Below are 26,777 nucleotides of genomic sequence, written 5' to 3'. Positions count from 1 at the left end.
ACCACCGGCAACAGGGACGTTTGCCGGTTTTTTTAGCTCATCAAGTTTCCCTTAACACCGAATCTCCTCTCCCATCCTCTCGGCGGTCGATATTGGCAGTCATCAGCAAATTCGGTGGCTAACTCATCAAATCGCTCAGCGACTAATTCACCAGCTAATTCACCAGCTAATTCACCAGCTAATTCACCAGCTAATTCTCTACCAAGTTCGGCAACTAATTCGGCTACAGATTCGCATAGCCATCGATATCTTGTTAGTGTGGTAGCGCGGCCTAAGTGCCGGATTAGATATGATTACTGCCAAAGGACTCTGTTATGTTACGTTCGTTGACCGTTTGCCTGCTGTTACTCCTCGCCCCCGTCTTTCATCTCGCCGCCGCTCAAGCGCCTGCGCCTAAACAAGAACCTGCGGCTAAGCAACAAGTGCCCTTAACCCAACAAGAAGCCTTGCCCCACTCCCAGACGCCTATCCTCGACCGCCCTTTGGTTGAACGTTACATACTGGATGAGCTCAAGGCATTGAGGATGGAGCAGCAAGATCTCGAGCGCCGCCTGACGGTGGAGATCACCGACCGTGAGCTGGCGGTGGCCGACAAGTCGCTGAACTATGCCAACGTAACGGTAACCTACTTCTTCTACATCATCGCGGGCGTCGCATCCTTGATAGCCTTCATCGGCTGGCAGTCGCTTAGAGAGATCAAGACCAACACCGCCAAGTTGGCGGCCGAGCAGCTGCAATCCATCACAGAGCAATACGAGGAGAAGTTTAAGGTACTGGAGCAAGACCTTAAGCGTAAGAGCCGCATCATCACCAAAAACAACCGCGAGATCGAGATCATCAACGAGATCCACACCCTCTGGCTACACGCCCAAAGTGCCCAGACCCCAGAGCAGAAGATCGCCGTCTATAACGAGATCCTCACCATACGCCCGGGTGACCTCGAGGCCATGACCTACAAGGCCGATGCCGCCATGGAGATGCGCGAGTTTAACTGGGCGCTGAGTCTGTGTAACCGGGTGCTCGAGGTCGACGGCAGCAATGCCCACGCCCTCTACCAGCGCGCCTGCGCCTTCGCCTGTCTGGGCCAGGAGGAGCGCGCCCTGTCGGATCTTGAGCAGGCTATCGAGAACAGCGTCTCCTTCAAGGAGGTGGCCGCCAACGAGGATGACTTCAGCAACCTGAGAAGCAACCCCAGGTTCGACATACTGATCTCCTCCAGCGAGAGCTAACTGACGCAGGACACCTGCAGAACTCTCCTCCCTAGCGCTAAGCGGCGCGGGTGTCCCTTTTCGCCGCTAACGCCCATACTTAAATAAGCCATTCATCATATGCCGCCGTGAGCCTGTGGGCGCGGCGTGTGAACGGGAGGCCGATATGTCACGTATCATCGCCTATTGTTACGACAGCTTCATGCGCGGGCCCGAGCAGGCCTGTCTCATAGACTGGCGCCGGAACTTACTTAGCCAGGTCAGCGGCCGGGTGCTGGAAATTGGCGCCGGTACCGGTGCCAGCCTACCCCTCTATCCGAAACGCACAGATCTGGAGCTGGTGCTCACTGAGCCCGACATCGACATGATGCGCCTCTTGGAGAAGGCCGTCGCCGAACTGACAGATAGCCATATCACCCTGCTGGACTGCCCGGCAGAGTCCATCGACAGTGAGGATTCAAGCTTCGACTGGGTGTTTGTCTCTCTGGTGTGCTGCACGGTCCATGACCTGCCGGGGACCCTGGCGGAGATCTGGCGGGTACTCAAACCCGGTGGTCGCCTGCTGTTTCTCGAGCATGTCGCGGCAGAAAAGGGTACCAGGCGGCGCCGCTGGCAAGATAGGCTCAACTTCATCTGGCGCCGTATCGCCGGCAATTGCCACCTCAACCGCGAGACGGAGGCGCAGATCCGCCGCGCGGGCTTCGAGATAGAGTCGATCACCCGGGAGAGCATGCGCAAGGCGATGCCCCTGGCCAGGCCGACGATTCGCGGTGTGGCGCGAAAGCCCTTAGCCCCATCTGAGCCCTAAGCCCCAGCTAAGCCGCAAGCAAGCCACAAGCATCATCTCAACCATTCACCTCAGTCGTGATGGATCCGCACAGCGATCCGCCGTGCGCCGAAATCCTCCCGCACCCTGGCGAAGCGTCCCGGCAGCGGCGCGCCGCAGTATCGGCAGGCACCCTGCTCATCCAGCGCATACTGCCCGAGCTGATACCAGTCACGCTCGATCAGGCGTTTGTGGCAGCTAACACAGTAGGTGGCGTCGGAATCTGGGTCATGTACGTTGCCGCAATAGACATAATGCAGGCCGTGGTTGAGGGCGATGCGCCGCGCCCTTTGCTGCGTGCTCAGCGGTGTCGGCAGCCTGTCCAGCAACTTAAAGTCGGGGTGAAAGGCGCTGAAATGCAGCGGCACATCTGGCCCCAGGTTTTCCACCAGCCACTGACACATGGCATTGAGCTCCTCATCGCTGTCGTTCTCGCCGGGGATCAACAATGTAGTTATCTCAAACCATACCTGGGTCTCATGCTTGAGATAGAGCAGGGTCTCCAGCACAGGTTGCAGCTGGCCGTGACAGATCTTGTGATAAAACGACTCGCTAAAGGCCTTGAGATCGATATTGGCCGCGTCCATATAGCGATAAAACTCAATTCTGGGTGCCTCACAGATATAACCCGCGCTCACCGCCACGCTCTTGAGCCCCAGCTCATGGGCCGCCTGGGCTGCATCGATGGCGTATTCCATGAACACCACAGGATCGTTATAGGTAAAGGCGATGCTCTTGCAGCCATGGCGACGGGCGGTAGCCGCCAACTCGTCAGGCATGGCGCTGTCACACAGGGTATCCATCTGGCGCGACTTACTCATGTCCCAGTTTTGACAGAAGAGACAGCTCAGGTTGCACCCGGCGGTGCCGAAACTCAGCACGCTTGAGCCGGGGTAGAAATGGTTCAGCGGCTTCTTCTCGATAGGGTCGATACAGAAACCCGAGGAGCGACCATAGCTGGTCAGCACTATCTCGCCTTGATGGTGCATGCGCACGAAGCAGGCGCCGCGTTTGCCCTCGCGCAATGTGCACTTGCGCGGGCAGACGTCGCAGCACACCCGCCCGTCGTCCAGGGCATGCCAATATTGGGTCGGAAAGTATGCCGGTGGTGCAGTTAACATGGGAGTTTGCCTGTCGTTGACCTACACTGAAAGTATAGTTGACGCCCTGCTAGGGGAGAGAGATGAAGTACCGACAAGCCGCCGTCGCCGGGCGATTCTATCCGGCCGAACCAGGACTACTCACACAGCAACTTACCCACTATTTCGGCCAGGCTCCCAGCGTTCAACTTATCCCTAAGGCCCTCATTCTGCCCCACGCCGGTTATCTCTATTCCGGCGAGGTGGCCGCCAAGGCGGTAAACCTGCTGCGCAACCGCCCAGACGGCTATCGGCGCGTCGTCCTGTTAGGCCCCAGCCACTATGTGGGCCTCAACGGCTGCGCCCTGCCCCGCAGCGACAGTTTCATCACCCCCTTGGGTGAGATCCCCATCGACAGAGTAGGCATAGAGCTGCTGCTCAACCGCCGTCTCGCCATCACCTCCGACATGGCCCATCAGAGAGAACACGCCCTGGAGGTGGAACTGCCGCTACTGCAATTCTGTCTGGACGACTTCATCCTGCTGCCCGTGGTGGTGGGCGGCGCCAGCCCTGAGGCCGTGTGCCAGCTGATCCAGGCGGTCGCCGATAGCGATACCCTGATCGTGGTCAGCAGCGATCTCAGCCACTATCACCCCTACCTGGATGCCAACCGGATAGACACAGACACCCGTAGCCACATACTGGCACTCGACCCACACCTGGCGCCGGAACAGGCCTGTGGCTGTCACGCCCTCAACGGCCTGCTGGCCTATGCCAAGCTAATGAATTGGAGAATAAAATGCGTTACCCACACTAACTCGGGGGACGTGACCGCGCGCGCCCAGGCCCGCCGCCCGCGGGATGATGAGGAGGTGGTCGGCTATGCCAGCTTCGCCCTCTATTGAACTGACCGCCAGCGACAAGGCCTGCCTGCTGGATCTAGTGTGGCAGGTGATAGATGCCGGGTTAACACAGGGTGGATTGACGCTACCAGAGGCTCCCGAGAGTGAGGCCCTGCTCACCCCCGCCGCCTGTTTCGTCACCCTACACTCTTCCGGTGAACTCAGGGGCTGTATCGGCCGGGTAGATGCCTGTGAGCCCCTGTGGCTGTGCGCCTGCGAAAACGCCTATGGCGCCGCCTTTAAGGATCGCCGCTTCGCCCCACTGCGGAGTGAAGAGCGCGAGTCGCTCACCTTAGATATCTCTATCCTCTCGCCGCTTACGCCTATGGTAAACCAGGGGGAAGCGGCCTTGCGCTCCAGCCTGCGTCCCAACATCGACGGCCTACTCATGGATGATGGCCACCACCGCGCCCTGTTTCTGCCCTCGGTATGGCAGAGCCTGTCAGATCCCAAGGACTTCGTCGCCGCCCTCAAACAGAAAGGCGGCTGGCCCCAAGATTATTGGCGTGACACCATCACGCTGCAGAGGTTTACCACTCAGGTGGTGAAGGATTGAATGCTCTCCAATGTTTAGTTTTCACACCTTTCAGACTTTCTCGACTTTCCTTATTACTTATAAATTTCTATCCCTCTTTGGCGTGTACAAAATTCAACCAATCAGAGCGATGATAATTTAATAAGTTCGATTGCAGATCCAGCAACAAGGGCATTTGGCACATATCGAACTCACCTTCGAATACAATTAAGCTAATACTAAAGTTAACAAGTTTAATTAAAAATGTTGCACTTTTGTTTATAAGTATGTATTTTTCTCGCTCAATTATTCTGTTCATTTCCTCAACTAATTCAATAAAGCGAAATGCTCAAAATAATCGCTAACGCTAATATAAGCGGCGAATAAATAGCACAATGACTTTGGGTGTGCTTTAGGAATTTTTACTTTAAATGGATGTTGCCCCATATGATCACCACTAAACCTCTCTGTTGGTTGGCTGCTCTCGGCCTACTGTCTTCATTTCAATCTTACGGCGTTGTCTATAGCGAAGCTCAAACGGCGGCTATCACCGAAAATATGCAGCATGCACTGGCCGTTGAAAATACAGGCATAGTTAATGAAGGTCATATTCATGACATTTATCAATTCTATGCATCGAATAAGCTAGCAGTAGGCATAGACGATCATTACTTGCATACTTTTTTTGCAAAGGATGACAACACCATAAGCTATATGGGTAAGCAAAGCATCGGTGAAGAGGACTACTATAGCAACCGCGACAATATCTCTTTGAGTCCTGATGCTAAGTTTATGTATTTAAAGAAAAGAAAAGACAATATCTATCAGATCGAGGTGATGACCTTAGATTCTGAGAATAAAGAGTGGCAAACCAAGTTTACCTATACCAGCATAGGTACTCAGTCTATCGATTATGGTACCCAGAGCCAGATCTCTGACGATGGAAACTATCTCTTTATGTGGAGTAGCTATCAAAGAAATCTATCTATTGCGAAGAGAGATAAAGTTACTGGCGAGCTTAGCCCTTTAATACTGGTCAAAAGCGATAAACTCCCCTCAAGAGTGGAAGGAGTTGAATATGATGAAGCCAACCAGACTTTGCTCATTTTTGGCCAAGGCAGTCCCTATGACTCGACCTCGGCATTAATTGCACTCAAAATCGACTCAATAAATGGATCGGCAACCGAAATTGCCCGACTTCCACTGAGCGGCACCTACCAAAATATTGATTACATCCAATTCGATCCTAATACCAAGAATATATTTATCACTGAGAGTGGTAATATTAACGTCTACCACTTAGATGAAACCAATAACACGTTAACGACCAGCTACAGTGATTCTACCTACAATACTTTCAATACCTATGTAAGCAGTAAGTCAGTCAGGTTAATTGACGGCAAGTTATTTGTTCAGCAAAGTAATAATCTTGCCAAAATTTATCGCTTTAATGGCGGTACTTCACCCTCTTTTTCACTGGAAGACACAGTCACCACCAGTGTCTATTTGAATCAACTGGCAATCGCAGATGGACTCGGCTGGAGAATGATGAATGAAAAGGCCGAACTCTTTGCCAACAGCTCCACGGCTTATGACTTTGTCAAAAAAGATACCCTCGCCGATGGTCAACAAAATATGCCAATATTTGGTAATTCAAGAACCCAAATCGCCTTTATCGAGTCACTCGATATCATTGTTGCTATTGATAGACAAGGCATCTATTCAATGCTCGCCGACGCAAGCGCTCAAACCCCACTCTATTCTACGACATGGGAACAATTGGGTTTCGATATTAATGCATCGCCGTTCATAGATAGGGTCGTCGTTAAAGGCAATAACATACTCCTCGCGGGGAGATATTTTAACTTTACACCGAGTTCGCAAAATGACCGCTTTATGGCCCTTAAGGTCGATGATAAAGGGGTCATTTCGACAGAGGTGAAACCACTGACCGTATCGGGAAATCCATTTTACTACCAAAGTAACAACAATTCTGCCCAGTTTGACCCGAGCAGTGGAGTCGCGGCATTTCTGTCACAAGATGGCGGCTATGCATTTTTTAGCCTGGATGCGGACAATAATCCAACCTTTATCGACACCTTAGACTCAGCCCTCTTTAACACCTATTACTACTATAGGAGCATAGGCTTCGTCGACGGAAAACCCTATGTCTGGGACAGAGAAAACGCTAAATTCTATTTCGTCGATGTCGATGTCGATGTAGCTAACAAGGACGTCGATCTTGGAGATGGCATAGATCTTTCGGGTTCGGTCCCCAACGACGCAGTGATCATCACAAACGGCAAGAACATCTATTTTATAAACGACTCCGCAGTATCGAGTTATAAGATCAATGACGATCTCAGCCTGTCATTTATGTCGACCTCTTTTGTTTCAGGGCTTTATTCCAATGACTTAACCTTCATATCTGAAGATTACGTCGTAAACGCCAATTATAATAGTCTGAACAGCTATGCTATCGACAGACAGAGCGGCGCCTGGAAAAAGCTAGAGAGCATCATGGCTGAGGATTTAGGTGTGTCAGGCTTAAATACCAGCAAGATAGCCTATGGCGACTCGGTAAAACAAAACCTGATCTTTAACGCGAACATTAATTACTCCACCAACATACTAATGCGTGCCGATCTCGCGACCAGCCCCGTTTTGACCTCTGCGCTCTTTCCCCTACTAGCGAATGAAGGTGAGAAAGTCGAACGTAATATCAGCGAGTTTGTATTTGACGCCGACAATGATGATCAACTCATCTTTAGTTCTGCCAACCTGCCTTCTGATGCCGAGCTAACTGAGTCGGGCGTGCTCACCTATGACACGACAAGCCATGACTCGGGTGAACTCGATATCCTGGTGACCGACAGTAATGACATGACACTCAGCATAAGCTTGCCTTTCTTGGCTAACAGGGCACCAGTCGTTGAAGCCATAGACACCTATTGGATCAATCCAGGAGAGAACATCACCTTTAACCTCGCCGATGCGGTAAGCGATTCAGAGGGCCAAGACTTCAGCTTTACAAAGGATGAAGGCTCGGCGCTTGAGGTGAATGCCCTCGGCATGGCTTACGGGCAACTCACCCAGGCAGGTGAACATCAGGTACTCGCCACAGTTACAGACACCTTAGGTGCCAAAGCCTCTGTGTCTGCTACCGTCCAGGTGAATTCAGCCCCAACAGCTTCTGGCCTAGGTGCGGTGTCACTCAAAGCTGGCGAAGCGGTCACTCGCGATTTAGCTAGCGCATTTGCCGATGCGGATGGTCATGCCCTTAGCTTCTCAGCCATTGGCCTACCATCGGGTATCAGTCTGAGTGCACAAGGCCAACTTAGCGGTAGCAGCAAGGTCACGGGTAAATCAAGCGTAGTGGTCACGGCTACCGACACCATGGGACTGAGCACTAGCGCAAACCTCTCAATCGAGGTCAAAGAAGAGAGTTCAGGTGGCGGTAGCCTGGGGTACCTGGTCTTGCTGCTCCTCCCATTAGCCATCCGCAGAAAATTCCATTAATGGTTAACCTTGGCCTTTAGCTCGATGGCAAGACACTCATCAGGTTAGAGGCGCTCCCTTTGCCACGATTGAATGGCACCCAAGTCCCCCACCACCCCGGGGGATTTTTTTTGCTGCAATACGCGGCTGGGGATTTACACCTAGCGGCGCGGCTTTGGCCAAGCAGCAGTTGGCGTGGGGTTAGCATCTAGCGAATTGCCTATTCGGGAAGGGAGGCACATTGTAATTAATGTGAGAAAAAATCAGTGTTAGCAGTTAACGTCGCGGTCATTAGCTAAGTGGATTTGAAGGTCGAACCTTCATGGCAATCTATCGCCTGCCCGGCGGGGGTTGTGCAAGCACTCTTTTGGCACGCCGAGGTTCCATCCCTGGAGGCTTCACGGCGGCGTCCATGCCGCCGAGAGCCAAAAGTGTGCTTACACTCGGTATCTAACGTCTCTTCGATTTGACCTCATTGGGTGCCCATTGATGAGGAAGATTTGGCCACAATTGTATTTGCGGGGAATTTGAAGGCCGTACCTTCATGGCAACCTATCACCTGCGGTGCGCTTATGTGCAGATACATCTGCTACACGCCAACTCTTTATATCGAGAGTCTTCCCTGTAGGCTCGTCGATGACATCTGACCTCCACGGATGGAGGGAATGCCGAAAAATGTCGGGAACATTTTCGGCCCTGCTTTCGAAGCTCACCGGCGTATCTACACTCGGTATCCAACGTCTCTTCGATTTAGCTTCATTGCTATCGATAGGGAGCGCATTGATACGAGCTATCTAAGAAACTAAATGCCGTCTCTATACCTCACCTTACCATCCATGATGGTGAGCAGCACCTTAGCCTTATAGATCTCGTGTGGGTCTATCTCGAACAGGTTCTGATCCAGCACGATAAGATCCGCCAGCTTTCCGGTCTCCAGTGACCCCAAGAGTTGTTCCTTACCTATGCCGTAGGCAGCGCCATAGGTATTGGCGCGGATTGCTTGAGCAACCGTGAGGCGCATCTGTTCACCGCCTAGGATTGACATATCCGGCTCGCCCAGCATCTGCCGGGTCACCGCCTGGGTGATGGCATTGAGTGGTCTAAAATCTGCCACATAAGATGCCGCTGGGAAATCCGAGCCCAGCGACACGTTACCGCCGGCTTCGAGTATTGCCTTGATGGGGAAGAGTCGCTGCATCCGGTCCTCGCCAATTCGTTGGGGCGTTATCACCCCAGTGTATGGATCGAGCGCCATCCATTGACCCGTAGTGTCATAGGTGGCATCAAGAGCCTTGAAACGCGGATAGTCATCGGGATGCACTAAGATGGCATGGGACGCCACCGCGCGCCGCTTCCACTCAGGGTTGCTGTTTTTCGCCAGCTCGACCGCATCAAGAAACTTACGCACCGCCATGTCACCGAAGCAGTGGCAGATAAGATTTAGCTTCTCTTTATCAGCCCGCACGGCGGCATCGTTAATCACATCGAAAGGGATCACAGGTGGAGGACTTGCCTTAGGGTCATCGGCATATCCATCGACCAACAGAGTACTGTATTTATCATCGTCTCCATCCATGTTGATCTTAAGGGCGCTCACCTGCACCAGCCCCGTCTGATTCTCATCGCGCATTTTCTTGGCGATGGGGACAGGGTCTATACTGGCATCGTTCCAATAGAAGCTGCCGTATACCCGAATCGTTAGCCTGCCGTCTTGCTCGAAATCTTTGAGAATGCCTATGGCGGTATCCTGGTCCACCCCGGCCCAACCAAAGTCATGGACGGCGGTAATACCCGCCTTGGTATATTCAGGAAACCAAGTTGCCATCCCCTCGCGAATATAGGCATCATTGATAGTGACAAAATGCTTAAATATCTGAACTTGCGCCGGTACCTCGACGATATAACCAGTAGGGTTGCCCTCCTTATCACGCTCGAAGTAGGAGACCCCTGGCACAGTATCCGGCGTATCCTTGTTCAGGCCCGCCATCTCCATCGCCTTGGTATTTACCCAGGCGGAATGACCATCCACCTGCCATAGATAAACGGGTCGGTCGGGTATCACGGCATCGAGCATGGACGCCGTCGGCTCCCCAGGGCCATAGGTGTTGGGGCGAACGCCCCAGCCATTGATAAAGTTAAGCTCAGGATTCTCATCGGCATAGGCCTTTAGCTTGGCCAACATATCCTCCATGGAGTCAGTCTGTAGATCCGGGCCATGCAATATGATCCCTTGGGTGGTGGTATGAAAGTGCCCCTCAACGAAACCTGGTAACATCAATTTACCCGCAAGATCGACTGCCTGTGTCGACTTCCCCACGTAGGGCGCGGCTCCCTCATTGCTGCCTACATAGACTATCTTGTCGCCCTTGATGGCAATTGCCTCGGCCCAGGAGTTGCTGGCATCGACTGTGTAGATCTTGCCATTGGTGAACACCATGTCGGCTTGCATGACATTGGCCTCAAGGCCTTGTGGCGGATTCTTGGTTGCGCAGCCTACTAACACAGTGGCCGAAAGAACAAGCAGGCTAATCATCATCTTCTTGAGTAACATAGTGACCTCATTGGTATTTAGTAGGGTGAGGCACTCAAGCATCACACTGATGCCCGCCATAACAGGGGCATTGCTTGCTAACACGCTAATTGACACGTTAACTAACCACATGATTTAACGTTATAATTTTATGTTTACGCTTCACCTGAAACTGTACCTAAAAAGTGTAGTTCACCTCCCCCTCCCGTCAACAAAGCCGTCAATTCAACAACGCCCTTCGATTTAACCTAACCGCCTACCCAGCGGGAATGGAGGACATTGTGGTTAATGTCAGAAACTGAAGGTTAGTGCATAGCGTTGTGGCTATTGGCTAAGTGAAATTGAAGGTCGCACCTTAATGGCAATCTAACGTCTGCCCGGCGGGGATATGTGACAACACCTCAAGGTTTAATATTCCCTATTTAGATTGGTATCACTGAGCGTCACTATCATTGGTTTAGTGGATTTGAAGGTCGCACCTTCGCTGTAACCTAACGCCTGCCCGGCGGGGGAGGGTGCAGATACACCTGTGAGACGCCGTGAATACGTCCGTGTAGGCTCTGCCGAAACATCCCTGTTTCGGAAGCTCACCGGCGTATCTACACCCGATATCTAATATCTCTTCGATTTAACCTCACTGAATCATCCCTGATAAAATCTATTAATTTTCAAGAGAAAACAGGCAAATATGTGACATAACATGTTGATTACAACCAACCGTATACATTAAAGTATTACCAATCAAGGACAGAGCTAGGCCAAATCGAATCAAACATCGACCACGCCATTCAGGGAATGAAAAAGCCAACCATCATGCGCCAATCTACTCCCTTAAAAAGTTTACTCTGCCCCGTTTATTTACATGCTTGGTCTCCTACCTTACAAGGTAGAATACCTTGCAAGGTCTCACTAATAAATTGTTATAATTTGGGAGGCTCCTCGTGCAGATAAATCATGTTTGCCCTTACTGTATGCAAGAAGCATTCGATAGTACTGGAAGGCAGTCTCTTAGTTTTAGACTGACACCCCATATGCTTCATGATAGCGGAGTGCATGAAATCAGGTGTCCTAAAGGTCACGAGTATTCGGTAGTGTTGAGTGCAGCAAAATACGAAATTTTGTATGACTTGGGTATGAATGCTTTAAGTGACGGTTATACAAGAGAGTCAGTATCGTCGTTTGCTAGCTCGTTAGAGCGATTTTATGAGTTCTTTATTAAATTCCAAATGCAGAATGCCAATATTACATCAGAGTTATCAGACCAAGCGTGGAAGACAATTTCAAATCAATCAGAACGTCAACTTGGTGCCTTTACGTACCTTTACTTATCATCACTTGGTGAATTACCACCAGAACTAAGTAGCAAAGATCGAGGTTTTAGAAATAAGGTAATCCATAAAGGATATATTCCACCAGTAGATGAAGCTATTGGGTTCGGTAAGGTCGTTTATAATCATATTATGGCGGTAATATCGGAGCTTGAGACAAAGTATGGTTATCGCAAAATTTACGAATTTTATTCAACACAATTACCTAAAGGTGGTGCTAGCTGGGTTGTAAATGAATCGGCAAGGTCTATGAATCTATCGTCGACATCTGCAGGTACCTCAGTAGTCGACTTTGATGTAATGTTGCAAAGGTTTAATCGAAAATAAAATTATAACAAGTGCCTAAACCAAAGGACGCAAAACAGCAGGCTTGCGCTCCTTCGTCGCTAATTTTAGCCTGCTATTTCGCGCCGGTTAGGCAAGCGTTAGGGCTCTATGGGCGGACTTGGTCTACTACTCGTTTTCGTTGCGTATATCTGGTTAGCTAGCGCTATCGGAAAATGGGCATACCGCAATTTGCCACTCTTAGCAGCTCTCGCGGTTTCCTTGCTGCTGGTGATACTGCCCTTTGTCGATGCCGTGGCTGGTCGCGCGGTGTTGAAATCAAAGTGTAGCCAGCAAGGCTCTGTGGTGGTGCTGGAGTCAATTCAGGGGGTTGAAGGAATCGGCGTCGGATACGGTGTATTTCCAGATTCCCCGTCTTACTATGGATATCAATTCGTTGAAGGCGGCTACGCCTACAAGGATGCACCTTGGATGTTTGAAAGAGCAGAACCAGACCCAGTATCTGGTCAGGTTCAGGTCAAAAAGAAGGTAATTCCCAAAGCATCCTACTTGTTACAGGATGGTCCTAGACAAGATTCGACGTACTTTTTCAAAACGCGAACGAGTGTGATTGAAATATCAACTGGTCGAGAAATCGCGTCATTCAATTGGTTTGCATTTCGTGGCGGGTGGGCAGAGCGAGTGATGATGGCGTTCTCTGATGCTGGTCCAGGGGAAGCCGCTTCGTGCGGGACCTGGAAAGACAAACACGAAAAAACCATTTCAATGTTGCACGCGACACTGCGGCCAGCCCTAACAAATCCTTCCAGCGGACAGCCTGCGGCTGCCCGCTGAAGTCAGAAGTTAGCTGTAAAATTATGATCACATCAGAATTCGATAAATTTAGCTTTCATGATGCCGCAGTGATTAAGATTACTAGAGGCGATAGTTCAATTTCAATTGAGTTCGAAGGTGCCTTCATGAGCAAAGAGCACGCTGAATCCAGCGATACTGATTGGATCATTGATCAGGGGGTATTGCACCTTGGCAATGTGTCGAAAGAGGTGGCGTTGTTCTGGTATAACAACATCGAAGGTAAGCCTCATCCATCACCGGAGCGGCCCTTAGATGAAATCACCAATTTGGGGTTTAATGGGGTGCTTTTTGATTTTGGTGGTTTCCTTAATCGGGTACCATGGGCCCAATGGCAGGTATATGCCACAGAGTTCAAAATTGAAATCAAAGGCAAGCACGTTGCGCACAGCTAATAAAATTAGTGGGGGCAGAGTAAACATTCAACAAATACTCATTCCCATAATGATTTTACGGCTAGACCTGCTCACAAGGTCAAATCGAAGAGATAGATAACTCGGTGTAAACATGCTTTTGGCCTTCGAAATCATGGATGATTTCGCAGAGCATCCATGGACGGACTTGCTGCGTGCCAAAAGAATGTTTGCACGAAAGGCCTGCTGCCAAGCAATTGATTAACCATAAGGCTATGGTTCAAAACCGCCTATCCAAGTACCTAAATCGGGCGATGCTTAAACAATAAAATGAAGTAACTCATTCTCTCACTGGGCCAAAAGCGATGCTTACACATGAGCCCACCGCAGGTGATAGGTTGAAATAAAGGTTAACGCTACCAGTAACTGGTAAACACCAATCAAAGTTAACCGCTACCACGAAAATATTACCCAATTTGTTATTCGACAAATCCCCTCCCCCTCTGGTTTAACAACTCACTTTTAGTGTAAAATCCTCTCTTTCGTCAACGCCTAGCCAGACACGAGCGACATAGAGCCAAATAATGCCTAACGCCTTGTTTTACTTGATGCCACAAGCCAGTTCTGCCGCAACCCATGTTGCCAAGGCGGAGCAAGAGAGTGTCTATCTTTTCGCCTGCCGACTCGCCGAGCAGGCGTATCGTGGTCAACAGCTGGTGTATATCCACTGCAACGACCAGCAGCAGGCCTATGAAGTTGACGAAATTTTATGGCAATTTGAACCCAGCGCATTTGTGCCCCATAACCTCAAGGGCGAAGGGCCGACGGGTGGCGCGCCGGTGGAGATAGGCTTCGATAAATTGGGCCCAAATAAAAATCGTCACCTTCTGATTAATCTTGCAGACCAAGCGCCGCAATTTGCGGTAAACTTTGGCCAGATTATCGACTTCGTTGCCAACGATGCTGCCATGAAAGCGACCGCGCGCGATCGTTATCGCCAGTATCGCGAGTTAGGGATCCCCCTGACGACCCAACAACCAAATTAATTAGTTTGAGAAGCACACGCTCCTATGGAAAAGACATACAACCCACAGTCAATCGAACAGGCTCTGTACCAGAACTGGGAAGAGAAAGGATACTTTAAGCCCCACGGCGATGAGTCGAACGGCAATTACTGCATCATGATCCCGCCGCCAAACGTGACCGGTAGCCTGCACATGGGTCATGCCTTCCAAGACACCATCATGGATACCCTGATCCGTTACCAGCGCATGAAGGGCAAGAACACCCTGTGGCAGGTAGGTACCGACCACGCGGGTATCGCCACCCAGATGTTGGTGGAGCGCAAGGTAGAGGCCGAAGAGGGCAAGAGCCGTCACGACCTGGGCCGTGAGACCTTTATCGACCGTATCTGGGACTGGAAAAACCAATCTGGTGGCACCATCACCAAGCAGCTGCGCCGCCTGGGCGCCTCGGTCGATTGGGATCGTGAACGCTTCACCATGGATGAAGGCATGTCGGCCGCGGTACAAGAGGTGTTTGTGCGCCTGTACAACGACGACCTCATCTACCGTGGTAAGCGTCTGGTTAACTGGGATCCTAAGCTACACACAGCGATTTCAGATCTCGAAGTCGAGAACAAAGAGAAACAGGGCAGCATGTGGCACTTCCGCTACCCGCTGGCCGACGGCGCGCTTACAGCCGACGGTAAAGACTACCTTGAAGTGGCTACCACGCGTCCAGAAACCATGCTGGGCGACAGCGCGGTTGCGGTGCACCCAGACGATGAGCGCTATCAGTCGCTGATCGGCAAGTTCATCCTGCTGCCAATCGTTAACCGTCGTATCCCTATCGTCGCCGACGACTATGTGGACATGGAGTTCGGTACCGGCTGTGTGAAGATCACCCCGGCTCACGACTTCAACGACTATGAGGTAGGTAAGCGTCACAACCTGCCTATGTTCAACATTCTGACCATAGACGCGGCCATCCGCAGCCAGGCAGAAGTCGTCAACTCAGACGGCACCGCCAACAATGAGCTCGACGGTAGCCTGCCAGAGCGCTTCGCCGGCATGGACCGTTTCAAGGCCCGTACCGCCATCGTCGACGAGTTCGAGTCACTCGGCCTGCTTGGCAAGATTGACCCACACGCCCTCAAGGTGCCTTATGGCGACCGCTCTGGCGTAGTGATCGAGCCCCTACTGACAGACCAATGGTATGTGGCCGTGGCCCCTATGGCCAAGACGGCTATCGAAGCAGTTGAGAATGGCGACATCAAGTTTGTGCCGCAGCAATATGAAAACATGTACTTCTCTTGGATGCGCGACATTCAAGACTGGTGTATCTCGCGTCAGCTGTGGTGGGGTCACCGTATCCCGGCCTGGTACGACGAGGCCGGTAAGGTGTATGTCGGCCGCGACGAGGCCGAAGTGCGCGCCAAGCATAACCTGGACGATTCAGTGGTGCTGCGCCAAGACCCAGACGTACTGGATACCTGGTTCAGCTCTGCGCTGTGGACCTTCTCAACCCTAGGCTGGCCAGACGATACCGAGGCCCTCAAGACCTTCCACCCGACCGATGTGTTGGTGACAGGTTTCGATATCATCTTCTTCTGGGTGGCGCGCATGATCATGATGACCATGCACTTCATCAAAGACGAAGACGGCAAGCCGCAGGTACCGTTCAAGACGGTCTATGTGACCGGCCTTATCCGTGACGAGCAGGGCAACAAGATGTCCAAGTCTAAGGGTAACGTACTAGATCCGCTGGATATGATCGACGGTATCGATCTCGAAGCCCTGGTTGAGAAGCGCACCGGCAACATGATGCAGCCTCAGCTGGCAGCCAAGATCGAGAAGAGCACCCGTAAAGAGTTTGCCGATGGCATCGAGGCCCACGGCACCGACGCCCTGCGTTTCACCCTGGCAGCCATGGCCTCTACCGGCCGTGACATTAACTGGGACATGAAGCGTCTGGACGGTTACCGCAGCTTCTGTAACAAGATCTGGAACGCGTCGCGCTATGTGTTGATGAACACCGAAGAGCAAGATTGTGGCCCGCAATCGCCAAACGGAAAAGCTGACGGCGAGATGCAGCTGTCACTGGCGGATCGCTGGATCGTCGGCCTGTTTAACCAGACGGTTAAGGCGTTTGACGAGCACATGGAAAACTACCGTTTCGACCTGGCGGCCAACACGCTATACGAGTTCACCTGGAACCAGTTCTGTGACTGGTATCTGGAGCTGACCAAGCCGGTACTGCAAAACGGCACCGAGGCCGAGCAGCGCGGTACCCGTCACACCCTAGTGACGGTACTGGAAGCCATGCAACGTCTGCTGCATCCTATGATGCCATACCTGACAGAGACCATCTGGCAGCGCGTTAAGCCGCTGGCGGGCGTTGAGGGTGACACCCTGATGCTGGCCGAGTTCCCTGTATATCAGGCGGACAAGGTAGATGAAGCCGCCATGGCGGATCTCGAGTGGGTTAAGCAGGTGATCGTTGCCGTGCGTAACATCCGCGCCGAGCTGAATATCGCCCCAAGCAAGCCGCTCAATGCCCTGCTACGCAGCGTCAGCGCGCAAGACAAGGCTCGCGTCGAAGCAAACCAGACCTTCTTCGCCACCCTGGCCAAGCTGGAGTCGATGACGATTCTGGCCGACGGTGAAACTGCGCCTATGTCGACCACTCAGTTGGTTGGCGAGATGGAGCTGCTGATCCCTATGGCAGGCCTTATCGATGTGGCCGCCGAGATGGCGCGTATCGACAAGCAGCTTGAAAAGCTAGTTGGTGAAGCTAAGCGTATCGAAGGCAAGCTCAATAACCAGGGCTTCGTGGCCAAGGCGCCGGAAGCGGTTATCGAGAAGGAGCGCGCCAAGCTAGCTGAGTTCCAACGGGATATGGACAAGCTAGGCGAGCAGAAATCCGAGCTGGCTAAGCTGGAAGGCTAATCCGGTTTGAGATACTAAAAAGGCAGTCAGTTGACTGCCTTTTTTCTTACCCGCGATTTTCTTCCGGGCCGTTTAACGCCTCAGCTAGACCTTATAGTGGGCGATATCCGCCTCCATGGATTCCGCCAGCCTGGCCAGATCCTCGGTGGCATCGCTACTCTGTCTGGCGCCCTCGGCGGTTTGATCCGAGATCTCGCTGATGTTGGTGATATTGATGTTAATTTCCTCGGTAACCGAGCTCTGCTCCTCCGAGGCTGTGGCTATCTGGGCGTTGAGGGCGTTGATCTCCTCTATGCTGTTTAAGATCTGCTGCAGGGCATCGCGCACCATAAGCGACTTATCCACGCTGAGTTTCACCTGCTCTGTCCCGCTCTGCATCATCTGCATCGAGTCCCGCGCCCCCTGTTGCAGACGCTGGATCATCTTCTGGATCTCCTCGGTGGAATCCTGGGTACGTTTGGCCAGAGAGCGCACCTCGTCGGCCACCACGGCAAAGCCCCTGCCCTGCTCGCCCGCCCGCGCCGCCTCGATGGCCGCGTTGAGCGCCAGCAGGTTGGTCTGCTCGGAGATCGCCTGAATGACGTCCACCACAGTGCCAATTTCATTGGAATGCTGGGCTAGTAGTGTCATCGCCTCGCTGGCCCGACTCAGCTCCTGGGCCAGCGCCTCAATCACGGCGATACTCTCATCCACCACGCCCTGGGCGCCGTGAGCGGCGCCGTTGGCATCCTGGGAAGCGGTAGCGGCCGAGGCAGCGCTCTGGGCTACCTCACGCACAGTGGCGGTAAACTCATGGATGGCGGTGGCGATCAGCTGAGTCTGCTGCTGTTGGTCCAGCACATTGCGCTGGGTCTGAGTCGATACCACGGCATTCTCTTCCGCCGCGCTGGCCAGGCGTGAGGTCGAGGCGTGGGTATTGGTCACCGCCTGCTGGAAATCACTTGCGATGCGATTCACATGCTCTGCGATATGGGCAAATTCATCGTGGCCGCCGAGGCGAATACGCTTGGTGAGATCGCCAGCGGCAATATCCACCGCCGTCTCTTCCAGCTGCACCACAGACAGGCTCACCCGCCGAATGATAAATACCGAGCTGACACTGATGGCAAGCATGGCGACGCCGGAGAAGATGGCCACCAGCCAGATGTAGAGGGAGACAGTCTCCTGTGAGGCCTGATAGCTAGTCTTAGCCTCGGCGATCTGCATATCCAGGAAGGCCTGGGCCTGGTCGGTGATATCCTTAAACAGCGGGTTGATCTTCTCAAGCAGCAACTGATTGGAGCGTTTATATTCTCCCTGACTCAAGGCCTGGATGGCGGGATTAAAGCCCTCCTGAGTCACCTTGTCCAAAAGCGACACCAGGCGATTGACCTCGGCGCGCTCATCATCGGCAAGATCCGACGCCAAGATCTGATTATCTATGATGTCGTGCAACGTCTTAATCGAGGCGCGGCTGGCATCGATATGGAAGCTCAGGGGGTGGTTGTGCATGTCGGCAAAGGCATTGGCAGGATCATGCTGAAAGCCGAGCAGCAATCCGCTGCGGGCCTTCTCCAGCTCGTTGAGCACCTTACCCGCCCGGATGCTATGCTGCATCCCCTGACCGTAGAGGTCCCCTATGGCATCTCCCGCATCCAACATACCGGTGATCCCCTTATAGCCGAGGAAGATGAAGGCGAAGATGATTAAGAAGATATTGAGTTTTAATTGAAATCTTACCGACTTGATCCGCTCCATCAAGCCTGCTCCCTGGGTGGACGCTGCCGTCATCTCATGTGCCTCCTGGCGTTTGTATTCAGACATAATCGCTTCCTTTTATTGCCAATTCATTGCATCTAGGCAAGGCGGCATCACGGCTGCTAAAGCCATGGCACCTAAAATCACAGGCCTAATTTAGGCCACCAAAAATTGCGCCCCAGACTTACGCCGGATGAATCGGGCAAAGATAGTTAACTTAATAATACTTAAACTAATAACCCTTATTGCAGCAGAGTGCCAGCAGATATCTTTACCCAATTAGTGGTAGATCACATTTGCCCCATCTTTTTGGCCCATCTGCTCGCTAACGCCTGACTTAGGCCTCACTTAGGTCAAGCGAGATAGATGGAAAGCGGTGGCGAGAAACAGGTATAGCTTTAGCCGCTCGCTTGATATCACGTTTGCCTCGCTCATGCCGTTCCGCACCTTGGTGTCAAAAAATTGCAGACGTCAAAATATCGACTTAACCATTGTTTTTATTGAATAATTTTTCATTTTAATTTGATTTCGGCGACGTTTGCTATCAGAATGTCGCAAATTGAAAATGAGGTGTAACAATGAAACCATGGATACTCCCCGCCTGTATCGCCCTAGGGCTGACGGCCTGCGGCGGTTCAGAGGATAGCAACACGGATGCGGGTAACGGCGGCGCAGTCACGCCCCCCTTGGCCCAGGCCCCGAGTGTCGAGCTCGGCCCGGATCAACAAACCTGGAATCATGAAACCCTCTCCCTCACGGCAAGCGTTACCCTGTTTAATCCGGGCACGGCCAGCTACCAGTGGCAGCAGACTAGTGGGCCGAGCGTTAAACTCGGCGGGCTAAGCAGCGACACCCTCACCCTGGACGCCAGTGACCTGCTGCAGGATGAAGATATTGTCCTCTCGCTCAAGGTCACGGACGCGGCCGGCCTGAGCAGTGAGGACAGCCTAACCCTCAAGCTCAAGGACAAGATAAGCGCCGCCAGCCAGAGCGGCGATGCCAGCCTCATCGAGGGCCTTGAGCCTAAGGTGATCGCCCGCGGCCTCAAGCTCATTCAAGACTATCGCGGCGCCCAGAAGAGCTTCTTAAACACCATCTATCAGGCAGACAGAGTCAGCTATGATTCGGGTCAACACTCACAGATGATCCAGATGCCTCTAGCCAGCAAGGGCTTCCCCCTCAAGCAGAGTTTCGAGCTGGTTAGGGGCAATCAGGGGCGCCTGTTTGCCGCGGCGAGCGACCTAAGTGGTCAGCGCAACGCCGCCTTCGGCACAGACATCATCTCTAGCATGCAGGGCGGCAACAACCTGGGCTTCGAGCCTAGCATGATGCGTCTGCTTTCCTGGTTGACGGGTGAAGCACAAGCGAATCTGGCGGCGACCAAGCAGGTGCGCCTGTTCCTCATCAGCGACTGGAGCAAGAGCCGGGTGACAAACTGGCTCACCAGTCACTACCCCAACTGGCAGGTAAGCCGCTGTGATGTCGCCAGCGAGCTGGCCAGTTGCCTAAGCGAGGCCGAGCTGGTGATCACAGGTTCCATCGAGGCGTTCGATGAAGCCGAGGTGACGGCAAGACTCGAGGCGCTACAGCAGGCCAAGATCCCACTGCTTTATCTGCACATGCACGCCTGGAACAGCGTGCCGCTGACTCAAACCGTGCTGGGCGCCATGGGCTTTGCCATGCAGGGCCCAGGCGGCCCGGGCAACTACTTCAGCCCAGACAAGGCGGATTGGAGTGACTATCTCGCCATGCAGGCGGCTAATCCGGCGCTGAGCCAGGAAGCCCTCTGGCTCGAACTGCTGCAGAGCGAAAACCCAAGCTTTAACCTGGCCAACTGCGCGGACACCTGCGACAGCCAATTTAGCGAAGAGTACCGCAGCGCCCTGGCGCATATTCGCAGCAGCATCAACCGCCTGGACACGGAGAAGACGGCCATCTTCGACAGCCCAGAGTATCAGCTATACAAGTACCTGATCTTGCTTGGCGATCGTTATCGCAGCGAGATTGACTACCCCATGGATGTCAGCACCACGGCGCCGATGAGCTACCTTAAGGCGCTCTTTGCCGACAGCAGCGTATACAACAGCCGCCGCTTCAATCCTGTGCCTGCGGATCTGGGTAACTTCAGCCGCACCGACTTCTCCCATGTGACGCCGGTGGATAAGACTGTCGCACTAAGCAGCAAGGCGCCGTTTCGCGCCGCAGGCGTCTACGCCCTGCCGGGACAGACCTTTAGCGTGACACGCACCGACAACAGCCAGGTAGAGACCAAGGTCTTCATCAATACCCAGCGTTCTGGCTCGACCCAGGAATATGCCAGCAAGGGCTATAACCGCCCCAAGTATCTGCAATCGCCAGCCATAACGATAAAACCGGGGGAAACTATCACACTCACCTCTCCCTATGGCGGCCCGGTGCAGATAAGATTTAGCGCTAACGATCTGCCAGTGGAATTTACCTTTAGCCATGTGGGTCTGCACCCCTTCTGGCGCAGCGACAAGGACGATCAGGCCTTCATTCAGGGACTCGCCAAGGGCGACTACGACTGGGCCGAGCTGGCAACCGAGCACTTCGAGGTCCACTCGCGGCTCAATAAGATGCAAGAGACCATGAGCCATGAGCCCAGATGGGAAACGCCGCAGAAGATGAGCGAGGCTATCAGCACCTTTGTCCACAACTATCCGCACCTGCTGGCAGGCTTTAAGGGGCCGGGGATCGACAGCGTCGATGAGATAACCAACTTTGCCGCCAGTAAGGGCTGGCAGCTGGATCAACTCGACATGGTCAAACACATGAACGCCGACCAACCCACCTGTGGTTCCGGCTGCTCGGGTAACCCCTACGACGCCTCCTGGTCATTCAGCCCAACCGGCCATGGCGACATCCACGAGCTGGGCCACGGCCTGGAGCGGGGACGCCTGAGATTCGACGGTCACGAAGGGCACGCCTCCACCAACCCTTACTCCTATTACACTAAGTCCCGCGCCTATCTGGAAATCGGCAAGCTGCCCGAGTGCCAGGGGCTGTCGATTCAGGATGAGTTCGATGTACTGCAGGCCAGTCAACGCCAAGCCGATCCCTTCGCCTATGTGCAGGCGGCTAAGCTCACCAGCTGGTCGAACGGCATGGCCACCATGCTACAGACCATGATTGCCGCCCAGAAACAGGGCGCGCTGCAAAACGGCTGGCATCTGCTGGCCAGGCTGCACATATTGCTGCGCGAATTCGAGCGCGCCCAGGCCGACGAGGCCAGCTGGCTGGCCAAGCGCGACCAACTGGGCTTTGGCAGTTTCGACCTGGCTTCGGCCAAGGCGCTAAGCAACAACGACTTTCTGATGATCGCCATGAGCTTCTCTACCGGGCTCGACTATCGCGACTTCTACCAGATGTGGGGACTGGCCACCTCGGATGCCGCCAAGGCCCAGGTCGCCAGCTTCGCCTACCCAGCGGTGCCAAAGAGCATCTATGTCTACGCCCCTGGAGATTACTGTTATGGTCTGGATCTGCAAGCGGTTGCCGTCGATGGCGAGCAGGCCTGGCCTCTTTAGCCTTGTTAAACGAAACATAACCACAGAAGCCGAACCACTAAAGCCTAACCCTGAACTAAATCCATAGTTGTCACACCCTTTTTGGCGAGCCGGAGTGCTCGCCTTCTTTTTACCTGCTGCTCACACCAGTGTGACCCACAGTGAATGATTTTGGTCTTTAAGGTCATTTTTAGGTAAAGTGTGCTGGCAAATGACGAGCTATCACCCCAATAGCGAGTGTTTATCACAAACCAACACGAGATGTTGCAGCCAAGCAGCACAACAAAAAAGATAAATTAAGGAAGGGTATGAGCGACGCCAATGATGCTTACGCAGATAATGATCTGCGTGAAGTTAAGCAGCTGGGAATGTGGGCCTCCATTGCTAGCCTAAGTTATATTTTCTGGATCGTCGGCGGCATGGAGCTGGTCGAACGTATCGCCTACTATGGCGTGAAAGCCAGTGCCGGCCTCTACGCCAAGGCGCCCGTCTCTCAGGGCGGCCTGGGGATCAGCCTACACGACTATGGTGTCATCATCTCGGTGTGGGCCCTGATGCAGACCTTTATTCCTGTGTTTACCGGCGGCATCTCAGACCGTGTCGGTTACAAGGAAACCATCTTCGCCTCGACACTGATCAAGATCTCCGGCTACCTGGTGATGGCCTTCTTCCCTAACTTCTGGGGCTTCCTCTTCGGCGCCATCCTACTGGCAGGCGGCACGGGTATCTTCAAGCCTGGCATTCAGGGCACCTTGGTACTCTCCACCGGCCGACAAAACACCTCTATGGCCTGGGGGATCTTCTATCAGGTAGTCAACATAGGCGGCTTCCTCGGTCCTCTGGTGGCCGTGCATATGCGCCAGCTCTCCTGGGACAATGTCTTCTACGCCTGCGCCGCCATCATCTCGCTCAACTTCCTCTTCCTGCTCGCCTACAAGGAGCCGGGAAAGGAGGAGCGCATCGAGCGCAACCGTAAGATCAAGAGTGGTGAGATCACCCAAGAAGCCCTGTGGAAAGATGCCCTGCATGAACTGAAGAAGCCTGTTGTGATCTACTACATGCTGGTGTTCGCCGGTTTCTGGTTCCTGTTTAACTCCCTGTTCGATGTCTTGCCGATTCATATCGCCGAGTGGGTCGATACCAGCGTGATCGTCACCAGCCTGTTTGGCAGTGAGGGCACCTCAAACGGCATCTTGCAGTTCTGGCTCGGCCTGGATAACTCGGGCACTAAGGTGATGCCAGAGGGGATGCTAAACCTCAACGCCGGCATGATCATGACTAGCTGCTTTCTGGTTGCCGCGCTTACCGCCAAATACCGCATCACCACCGCCATGCTGGCGGGCTGTCTGCTGAGTATCATCGCCTTCGTGCTTATCGGCGCCACCAACGCCGCCTGGATGATAGTGCTGGCGATTGCCATGTTCTCCTTCGGCGAAATGATGATCAGCCCCAAGAAGAACGAGTTTATGGGTAACATCGCCCCTAAGGGTAAGAAGGCCATGTACCTGGGCTTTGTGATGCTGCCACAAGGGATAGGCTGGGGATTGGAAGGCTACTTCGGTCCTAAGCTGTATGAGATGTACGCCTCGAAAGAGATCTTCTCTCGCGAGCTGCTGCTCGATCGTGGCATGAGCGCCAGCGATATCGCCGCCATTCCTCAGGGTGAAGCCTTTACTACCCTGGTGAGCTACACGGGTGAGTCGGCGCAGTCATTGACGACCCTGCTCTATAACAGCCACAACATAGGCATGGCCTGGTATATCATCGCTGCCATAGGCACCATCTCGGCCGTGGGGATCTTCATCTACGGCAAGTGGTTGCTGACATTGCAGCGCGCCCGCGCCTAATAAAGAGAGGGAGCCTTAGGCTCCCTTTTTGTTGCCCGCTCGGCGTCAGGCTCAGTCTTTTATTCAGCCTTTTATTCAGCCTTTGGCTCAATCTTTTATTCAATCTTTTATTCAGTCTTTGAATTGGCCTTTAACCCTGCCTTTACCTCTGTCTTTAACTCAGCCTTCGAGTCTCCCCTTGAATCAGCAGCCTGCTCGCTGAAACGCTCCTGCAGCAGGGCGTAGCGCTTGGCCTCGGCGGCCGGCATCGCCTTGGCATACAGCCACCCCTGTACCGTCGAGACCCCGGCTGAGGCCACGAAGGCCTCCTCGGCCTTGGTCTCTACCCCCTCGGCCACCAAATTAAAGCCCAGGCTGCGACACAACATGCAGGTATGACGATAGAGCACCTGCCCCTTGTGATGCCCGGTATTCTCCAATATCGACCTGTCTAGCTTTACTCCATCTATGGTGATCTTGCTCAGCAGGCTGATGCTGGAAAACCCCGTGCCGAAGTCATCGAGTACGAAGGAAAAACCATACTGGCGCAGGTGAGCCATGCTGGCCTCGACAGCATTGAGGTCCGCCACAAACATAGACTCGAGCACCTCGATATCGACTCTGTCCGCCATGTCGCCAAGCAGCTCGATCAGCATAGACTGCACATCCTGACTCAGGACACTGTTGGGATTGAGGTTGATGCTGACTCTGGGGTAGAAGCCCTGCTTGGCCCAGGCCTGTAGGTCGTCTCGCAGGCGCCGGATGACGAAGCTGTCGATCAAATTGGAATACCCCGCCTGATCGAAGGCGGGAATAAAATAGGGGCCCTCCACCTGACCACGCTCGTTTCTCAGCCTCAGCAGCGCCTCATAGCCGACGACCCGCCTGTCACTCAGGCTGATCTTAGGTTGGTAATAGAGCAGCAACTCACCGTTGAGCACCGCCTTGATGGTCTTCTCCAGGTTAAGGTTGGCGGCGAGATCCTCGGACTGCTGACGGGCATAGTTTCGCTCACTGATCTTCTCGATATCCTGCTGCAGCTGCACCCGCTTGATCAGATCCCGCTCGAATCCCTTATTGCCCACCAGCAGGCTATAGCGGCGCACGAAAGGCAGATAGATAAAGACCCCGGCGCACACCAACAAGAGCTGCACCAGGGGCAGTGCCAGGGTACCACCCGCCACATAGCCATTGAGAAAGATGGGGGTGATCCAGGCAAAGTCGTTACCGGCGAAGCTCACCCAGCCGCTGACGATCAACAGGGTGCCTATCAGGGTGTTAAACAGGGGCACCAACACGAAGGGCAGCATCAACCTGGGATTAAAGATGATTGGCAGACCGTAGATGAGGATCTCGTTGATGTTAAACAGGGCGAAGGGCAAGGCCAACTTGGCCACATTGACGGCGTTCTTATCCTTGGAGGCGATAAACAGGGCGATCAGCAGCGAGTGAGTGGCGCCGCTACCGCCGAGCAACACGAAGAGATCGGTAAACTGAGACAGTGTCAGATTAGGCGCGACCTGTTGCAATCCATTGTCGACCCCAAGCACCAACATATAGGCGATATCCCCATGGACGCCGAAGCACCAAAGCACATGGGTGGCTAGCACCCTGACAAACAGCTGAAACAGTGTGCTGCTGGCGGCAAGGGAATCCACCAGCGGACTCAGCACCATGTCCAGCAGCTCCCCCACCCAGTAGATGCCGGTGGTCACCAGCACGAAACAGAGGATCAAGGGAATAAACAGGTTGAGGTGCAGCTTAAGATAGCTGCTCAGGCTGGTGCTTTGCAGTAAGTTCAGCGCCTTAATCGCCATGAGGCGTTGCAGCAGGTAAGCAACCAGAATCGGCGTGATAATCGCCCTGGCATCGCCAAACAGAAAGTCGAAGCCGTTGCTAAGGTCGATTGCCTCGCTGCCATGGATATGCAGGGCAATCTGACTTCCGATGGAGAGTGACGCCACCACCACAGCCGAGACGTGGAGATACTTGGCAAAATGAAATGATAGCGAGAGCAGCGCCATCAAGGGAAAGAAACTAAACAGGAGACGGCCAAACTGACTCAGCCAGGCGTAGGCGGCACTGCCCTGCCAGCTGGGCTGCCACACATCCACCAGGGCGACTATCAGTGCCAACAGCGAGTTAACGAAGATAAAGGGCAAGAGGGCAATAAAAGACTCTTTTATCGCAATGAGGAACAGGCTGGAAGAGGTATCTTTGACCGCCAAATTACGGCCCCCGAGATCTGCTGATGGACTCTATTTAAGTTAGTCCAAGATGCTGAATAGACCAAGATGTCGCATAGACCAAGATATTGAATTTAGACTGTCCAGCGCGAGCGACTGAGAAAGCCAACACAAAA

16 protein-coding genes are annotated in these 26,777 nt (G+C 53.3%); 12 read left to right on the top strand and 4 right to left on the bottom strand.

Annotated features, from left to right (window positions below):
* Positions 1-314 precede the first annotated feature (314 nt).
* Both K0I31_RS04740 and K0I31_RS04735 read left to right on the top strand, forming a co-directional pair.
* Complete coding sequence (locus K0I31_RS04740) at positions 315-1,229, top strand: tetratricopeptide repeat protein (protein WP_220080081.1); 915 nt, start codon at positions 315-317, stop codon at positions 1,227-1,229.
* 145 nt (positions 1,230-1,374) lie between these two features.
* Complete coding sequence (locus K0I31_RS04735; protein ID WP_258406574.1) at positions 1,375-2,016, top strand: class I SAM-dependent methyltransferase; 642 nt, start codon at positions 1,375-1,377, stop codon at positions 2,014-2,016.
* A 50-nt stretch (positions 2,017-2,066) separates the two neighbouring features.
* Here K0I31_RS04735 and amrS read toward each other — a convergent pair whose 3' ends face one another.
* Positions 2,067-3,155, bottom strand: coding sequence for an AmmeMemoRadiSam system radical SAM enzyme (amrS, locus tag K0I31_RS04730; protein WP_220080079.1), 1,089 nt, complete (start codon positions 3,153-3,155; stop codon positions 2,067-2,069).
* 62 nt (positions 3,156-3,217) lie between these two features.
* Here amrS and amrB point away from each other — a divergent pair, with 62 nt between their 5' ends.
* The 3 genes from amrB to K0I31_RS04715 all read left to right on the top strand — a co-directional run bounded on the left by amrB (position 3,218) and on the right by K0I31_RS04715 (position 8,048).
* Positions 3,218-4,018 (top strand): AmmeMemoRadiSam system protein B, encoded by an 801-nt coding sequence (gene amrB / locus K0I31_RS04725; protein ID WP_220080078.1) that lies wholly within the window; start codon positions 3,218-3,220, stop codon positions 4,016-4,018.
* On the top strand, positions 3,996-4,571 hold the full coding sequence (amrA, locus tag K0I31_RS04720) for an AmmeMemoRadiSam system protein A (protein ID WP_220080077.1): 576 nt from the start codon (positions 3,996-3,998) through the stop codon (positions 4,569-4,571). Before amrB ends, amrA begins: the two co-directional genes overlap by 23 nt.
* Positions 4,572-4,976: 405 nt before the next feature.
* Positions 4,977-8,048, top strand: coding sequence for a putative Ig domain-containing protein (locus K0I31_RS04715; protein WP_220080076.1), 3,072 nt, complete (start codon positions 4,977-4,979; stop codon positions 8,046-8,048).
* 781 nt (positions 8,049-8,829) lie between these two features.
* On the opposite strand, the gene K0I31_RS04710 is transcribed toward K0I31_RS04715, so the two are convergent.
* The gene (locus K0I31_RS04710) at positions 8,830-10,638 is read right to left on the bottom strand and encodes an amidohydrolase (RefSeq protein ID WP_220080075.1); all 1,809 of its coding nucleotides are present in this window, start codon (positions 10,636-10,638) and stop codon (positions 8,830-8,832) included.
* A gap of 860 nt (positions 10,639-11,498) precedes the next feature.
* Here K0I31_RS04710 and K0I31_RS04705 point away from each other — a divergent pair.
* The 5 genes from K0I31_RS04705 to K0I31_RS04685 all read left to right on the top strand — a co-directional run bounded on the left by K0I31_RS04705 (position 11,499) and on the right by K0I31_RS04685 (position 17,325).
* Positions 11,499-12,212 (top strand): hypothetical protein, encoded by a 714-nt coding sequence (locus K0I31_RS04705; RefSeq protein ID WP_220080074.1) that lies wholly within the window; start codon positions 11,499-11,501, stop codon positions 12,210-12,212.
* Between the two features lie 108 nt (positions 12,213-12,320).
* Positions 12,321-13,004, top strand: coding sequence for a hypothetical protein (locus K0I31_RS04700; RefSeq protein WP_220080073.1), 684 nt, complete (start codon positions 12,321-12,323; stop codon positions 13,002-13,004).
* Between the two features lie 23 nt (positions 13,005-13,027).
* On the top strand, positions 13,028-13,417 hold the full coding sequence (locus tag K0I31_RS04695) for a hypothetical protein (RefSeq protein WP_220080072.1): 390 nt from the start codon (positions 13,028-13,030) through the stop codon (positions 13,415-13,417).
* Positions 13,418-13,959: 542 nt separating this feature from the next.
* Complete coding sequence (locus tag K0I31_RS04690) at positions 13,960-14,421, top strand: DNA polymerase III subunit chi (protein ID WP_144200916.1); 462 nt, start codon at positions 13,960-13,962, stop codon at positions 14,419-14,421.
* A 24-nt stretch (positions 14,422-14,445) separates the two neighbouring features.
* The gene (locus K0I31_RS04685; protein ID WP_220080071.1) at positions 14,446-17,325 is read left to right on the top strand and encodes a valine--tRNA ligase; all 2,880 of its coding nucleotides are present in this window, start codon (positions 14,446-14,448) and stop codon (positions 17,323-17,325) included.
* 84 nt (positions 17,326-17,409) lie between these two features.
* On the opposite strand, the gene K0I31_RS04680 is transcribed toward K0I31_RS04685, so the two are convergent.
* Complete coding sequence (locus K0I31_RS04680) at positions 17,410-19,128, bottom strand: methyl-accepting chemotaxis protein (protein ID WP_220080070.1); 1,719 nt, start codon at positions 19,126-19,128, stop codon at positions 17,410-17,412.
* 512 nt (positions 19,129-19,640) lie between these two features.
* Between K0I31_RS04680 and K0I31_RS04675 the strand changes: the two genes are divergently transcribed.
* Both K0I31_RS04675 and K0I31_RS04670 read left to right on the top strand, forming a co-directional pair.
* The gene (locus tag K0I31_RS04675; RefSeq protein WP_220080069.1) at positions 19,641-22,610 is read left to right on the top strand and encodes an ImpA family metalloprotease; all 2,970 of its coding nucleotides are present in this window, start codon (positions 19,641-19,643) and stop codon (positions 22,608-22,610) included.
* A 287-nt stretch (positions 22,611-22,897) separates the two neighbouring features.
* Positions 22,898-24,436: an MFS transporter gene (locus tag K0I31_RS04670; RefSeq protein WP_011864725.1), complete on the top strand. Its 1,539-nt coding sequence runs from the start codon at positions 22,898-22,900 to the stop codon at positions 24,434-24,436.
* Between the two features lie 107 nt (positions 24,437-24,543).
* On the opposite strand, the gene K0I31_RS04665 is transcribed toward K0I31_RS04670, so the two are convergent.
* Positions 24,544-26,643, bottom strand: coding sequence for an EAL domain-containing protein (locus K0I31_RS04665; protein ID WP_220080068.1), 2,100 nt, complete (start codon positions 26,641-26,643; stop codon positions 24,544-24,546).
* Positions 26,644-26,777: the final 134 nt, after the last annotated feature.

The organism is Shewanella spartinae (genome assembly GCF_019457555.1).
Classification (GTDB): Bacteria; Pseudomonadota; Gammaproteobacteria; order Enterobacterales; family Shewanellaceae; genus Shewanella; species Shewanella loihica.
Note: the sequence above shows the minus strand (reverse complement) of the source record. Positions and strands in the feature narration are given on the sequence as shown.

Coding starts and splice junctions, on each gene's coding strand:
- K0I31_RS04740 (WP_220080081.1), top strand. CDS start 315: ATGTTACGTTCGTTGACCGTTTGCCTGCTGTTACTCCTCGCCCCCGTC.
- K0I31_RS04735 (WP_258406574.1), top strand. CDS start 1,375: ATGTCACGTATCATCGCCTATTGTTACGACAGCTTCATGCGCGGGCCC.
- amrS (WP_220080079.1), bottom strand. CDS start 3,155: ATGTTAACTGCACCACCGGCATACTTTCCGACCCAATATTGGCATGCC.
- amrB (WP_220080078.1), top strand. CDS start 3,218: ATGAAGTACCGACAAGCCGCCGTCGCCGGGCGATTCTATCCGGCCGAA.
- amrA (WP_220080077.1), top strand. CDS start 3,996: ATGCCAGCTTCGCCCTCTATTGAACTGACCGCCAGCGACAAGGCCTGC.
- K0I31_RS04715 (WP_220080076.1), top strand. CDS start 4,977: ATGATCACCACTAAACCTCTCTGTTGGTTGGCTGCTCTCGGCCTACTG.
- K0I31_RS04710 (WP_220080075.1), bottom strand. CDS start 10,638: ATGGCGGGCATCAGTGTGATGCTTGAGTGCCTCACCCTACTAAATACC.
- K0I31_RS04700 (WP_220080073.1), top strand. CDS start 12,321: ATGGGCGGACTTGGTCTACTACTCGTTTTCGTTGCGTATATCTGGTTA.
- K0I31_RS04695 (WP_220080072.1), top strand. CDS start 13,028: ATGATCACATCAGAATTCGATAAATTTAGCTTTCATGATGCCGCAGTG.
- K0I31_RS04690 (WP_144200916.1), top strand. CDS start 13,960: ATGCCTAACGCCTTGTTTTACTTGATGCCACAAGCCAGTTCTGCCGCA.
- K0I31_RS04685 (WP_220080071.1), top strand. CDS start 14,446: ATGGAAAAGACATACAACCCACAGTCAATCGAACAGGCTCTGTACCAG.
- K0I31_RS04680 (WP_220080070.1), bottom strand. CDS start 19,128: ATGTCTGAATACAAACGCCAGGAGGCACATGAGATGACGGCAGCGTCC.
- K0I31_RS04675 (WP_220080069.1), top strand. CDS start 19,641: ATGAAACCATGGATACTCCCCGCCTGTATCGCCCTAGGGCTGACGGCC.
- K0I31_RS04670 (WP_011864725.1), top strand. CDS start 22,898: ATGAGCGACGCCAATGATGCTTACGCAGATAATGATCTGCGTGAAGTT.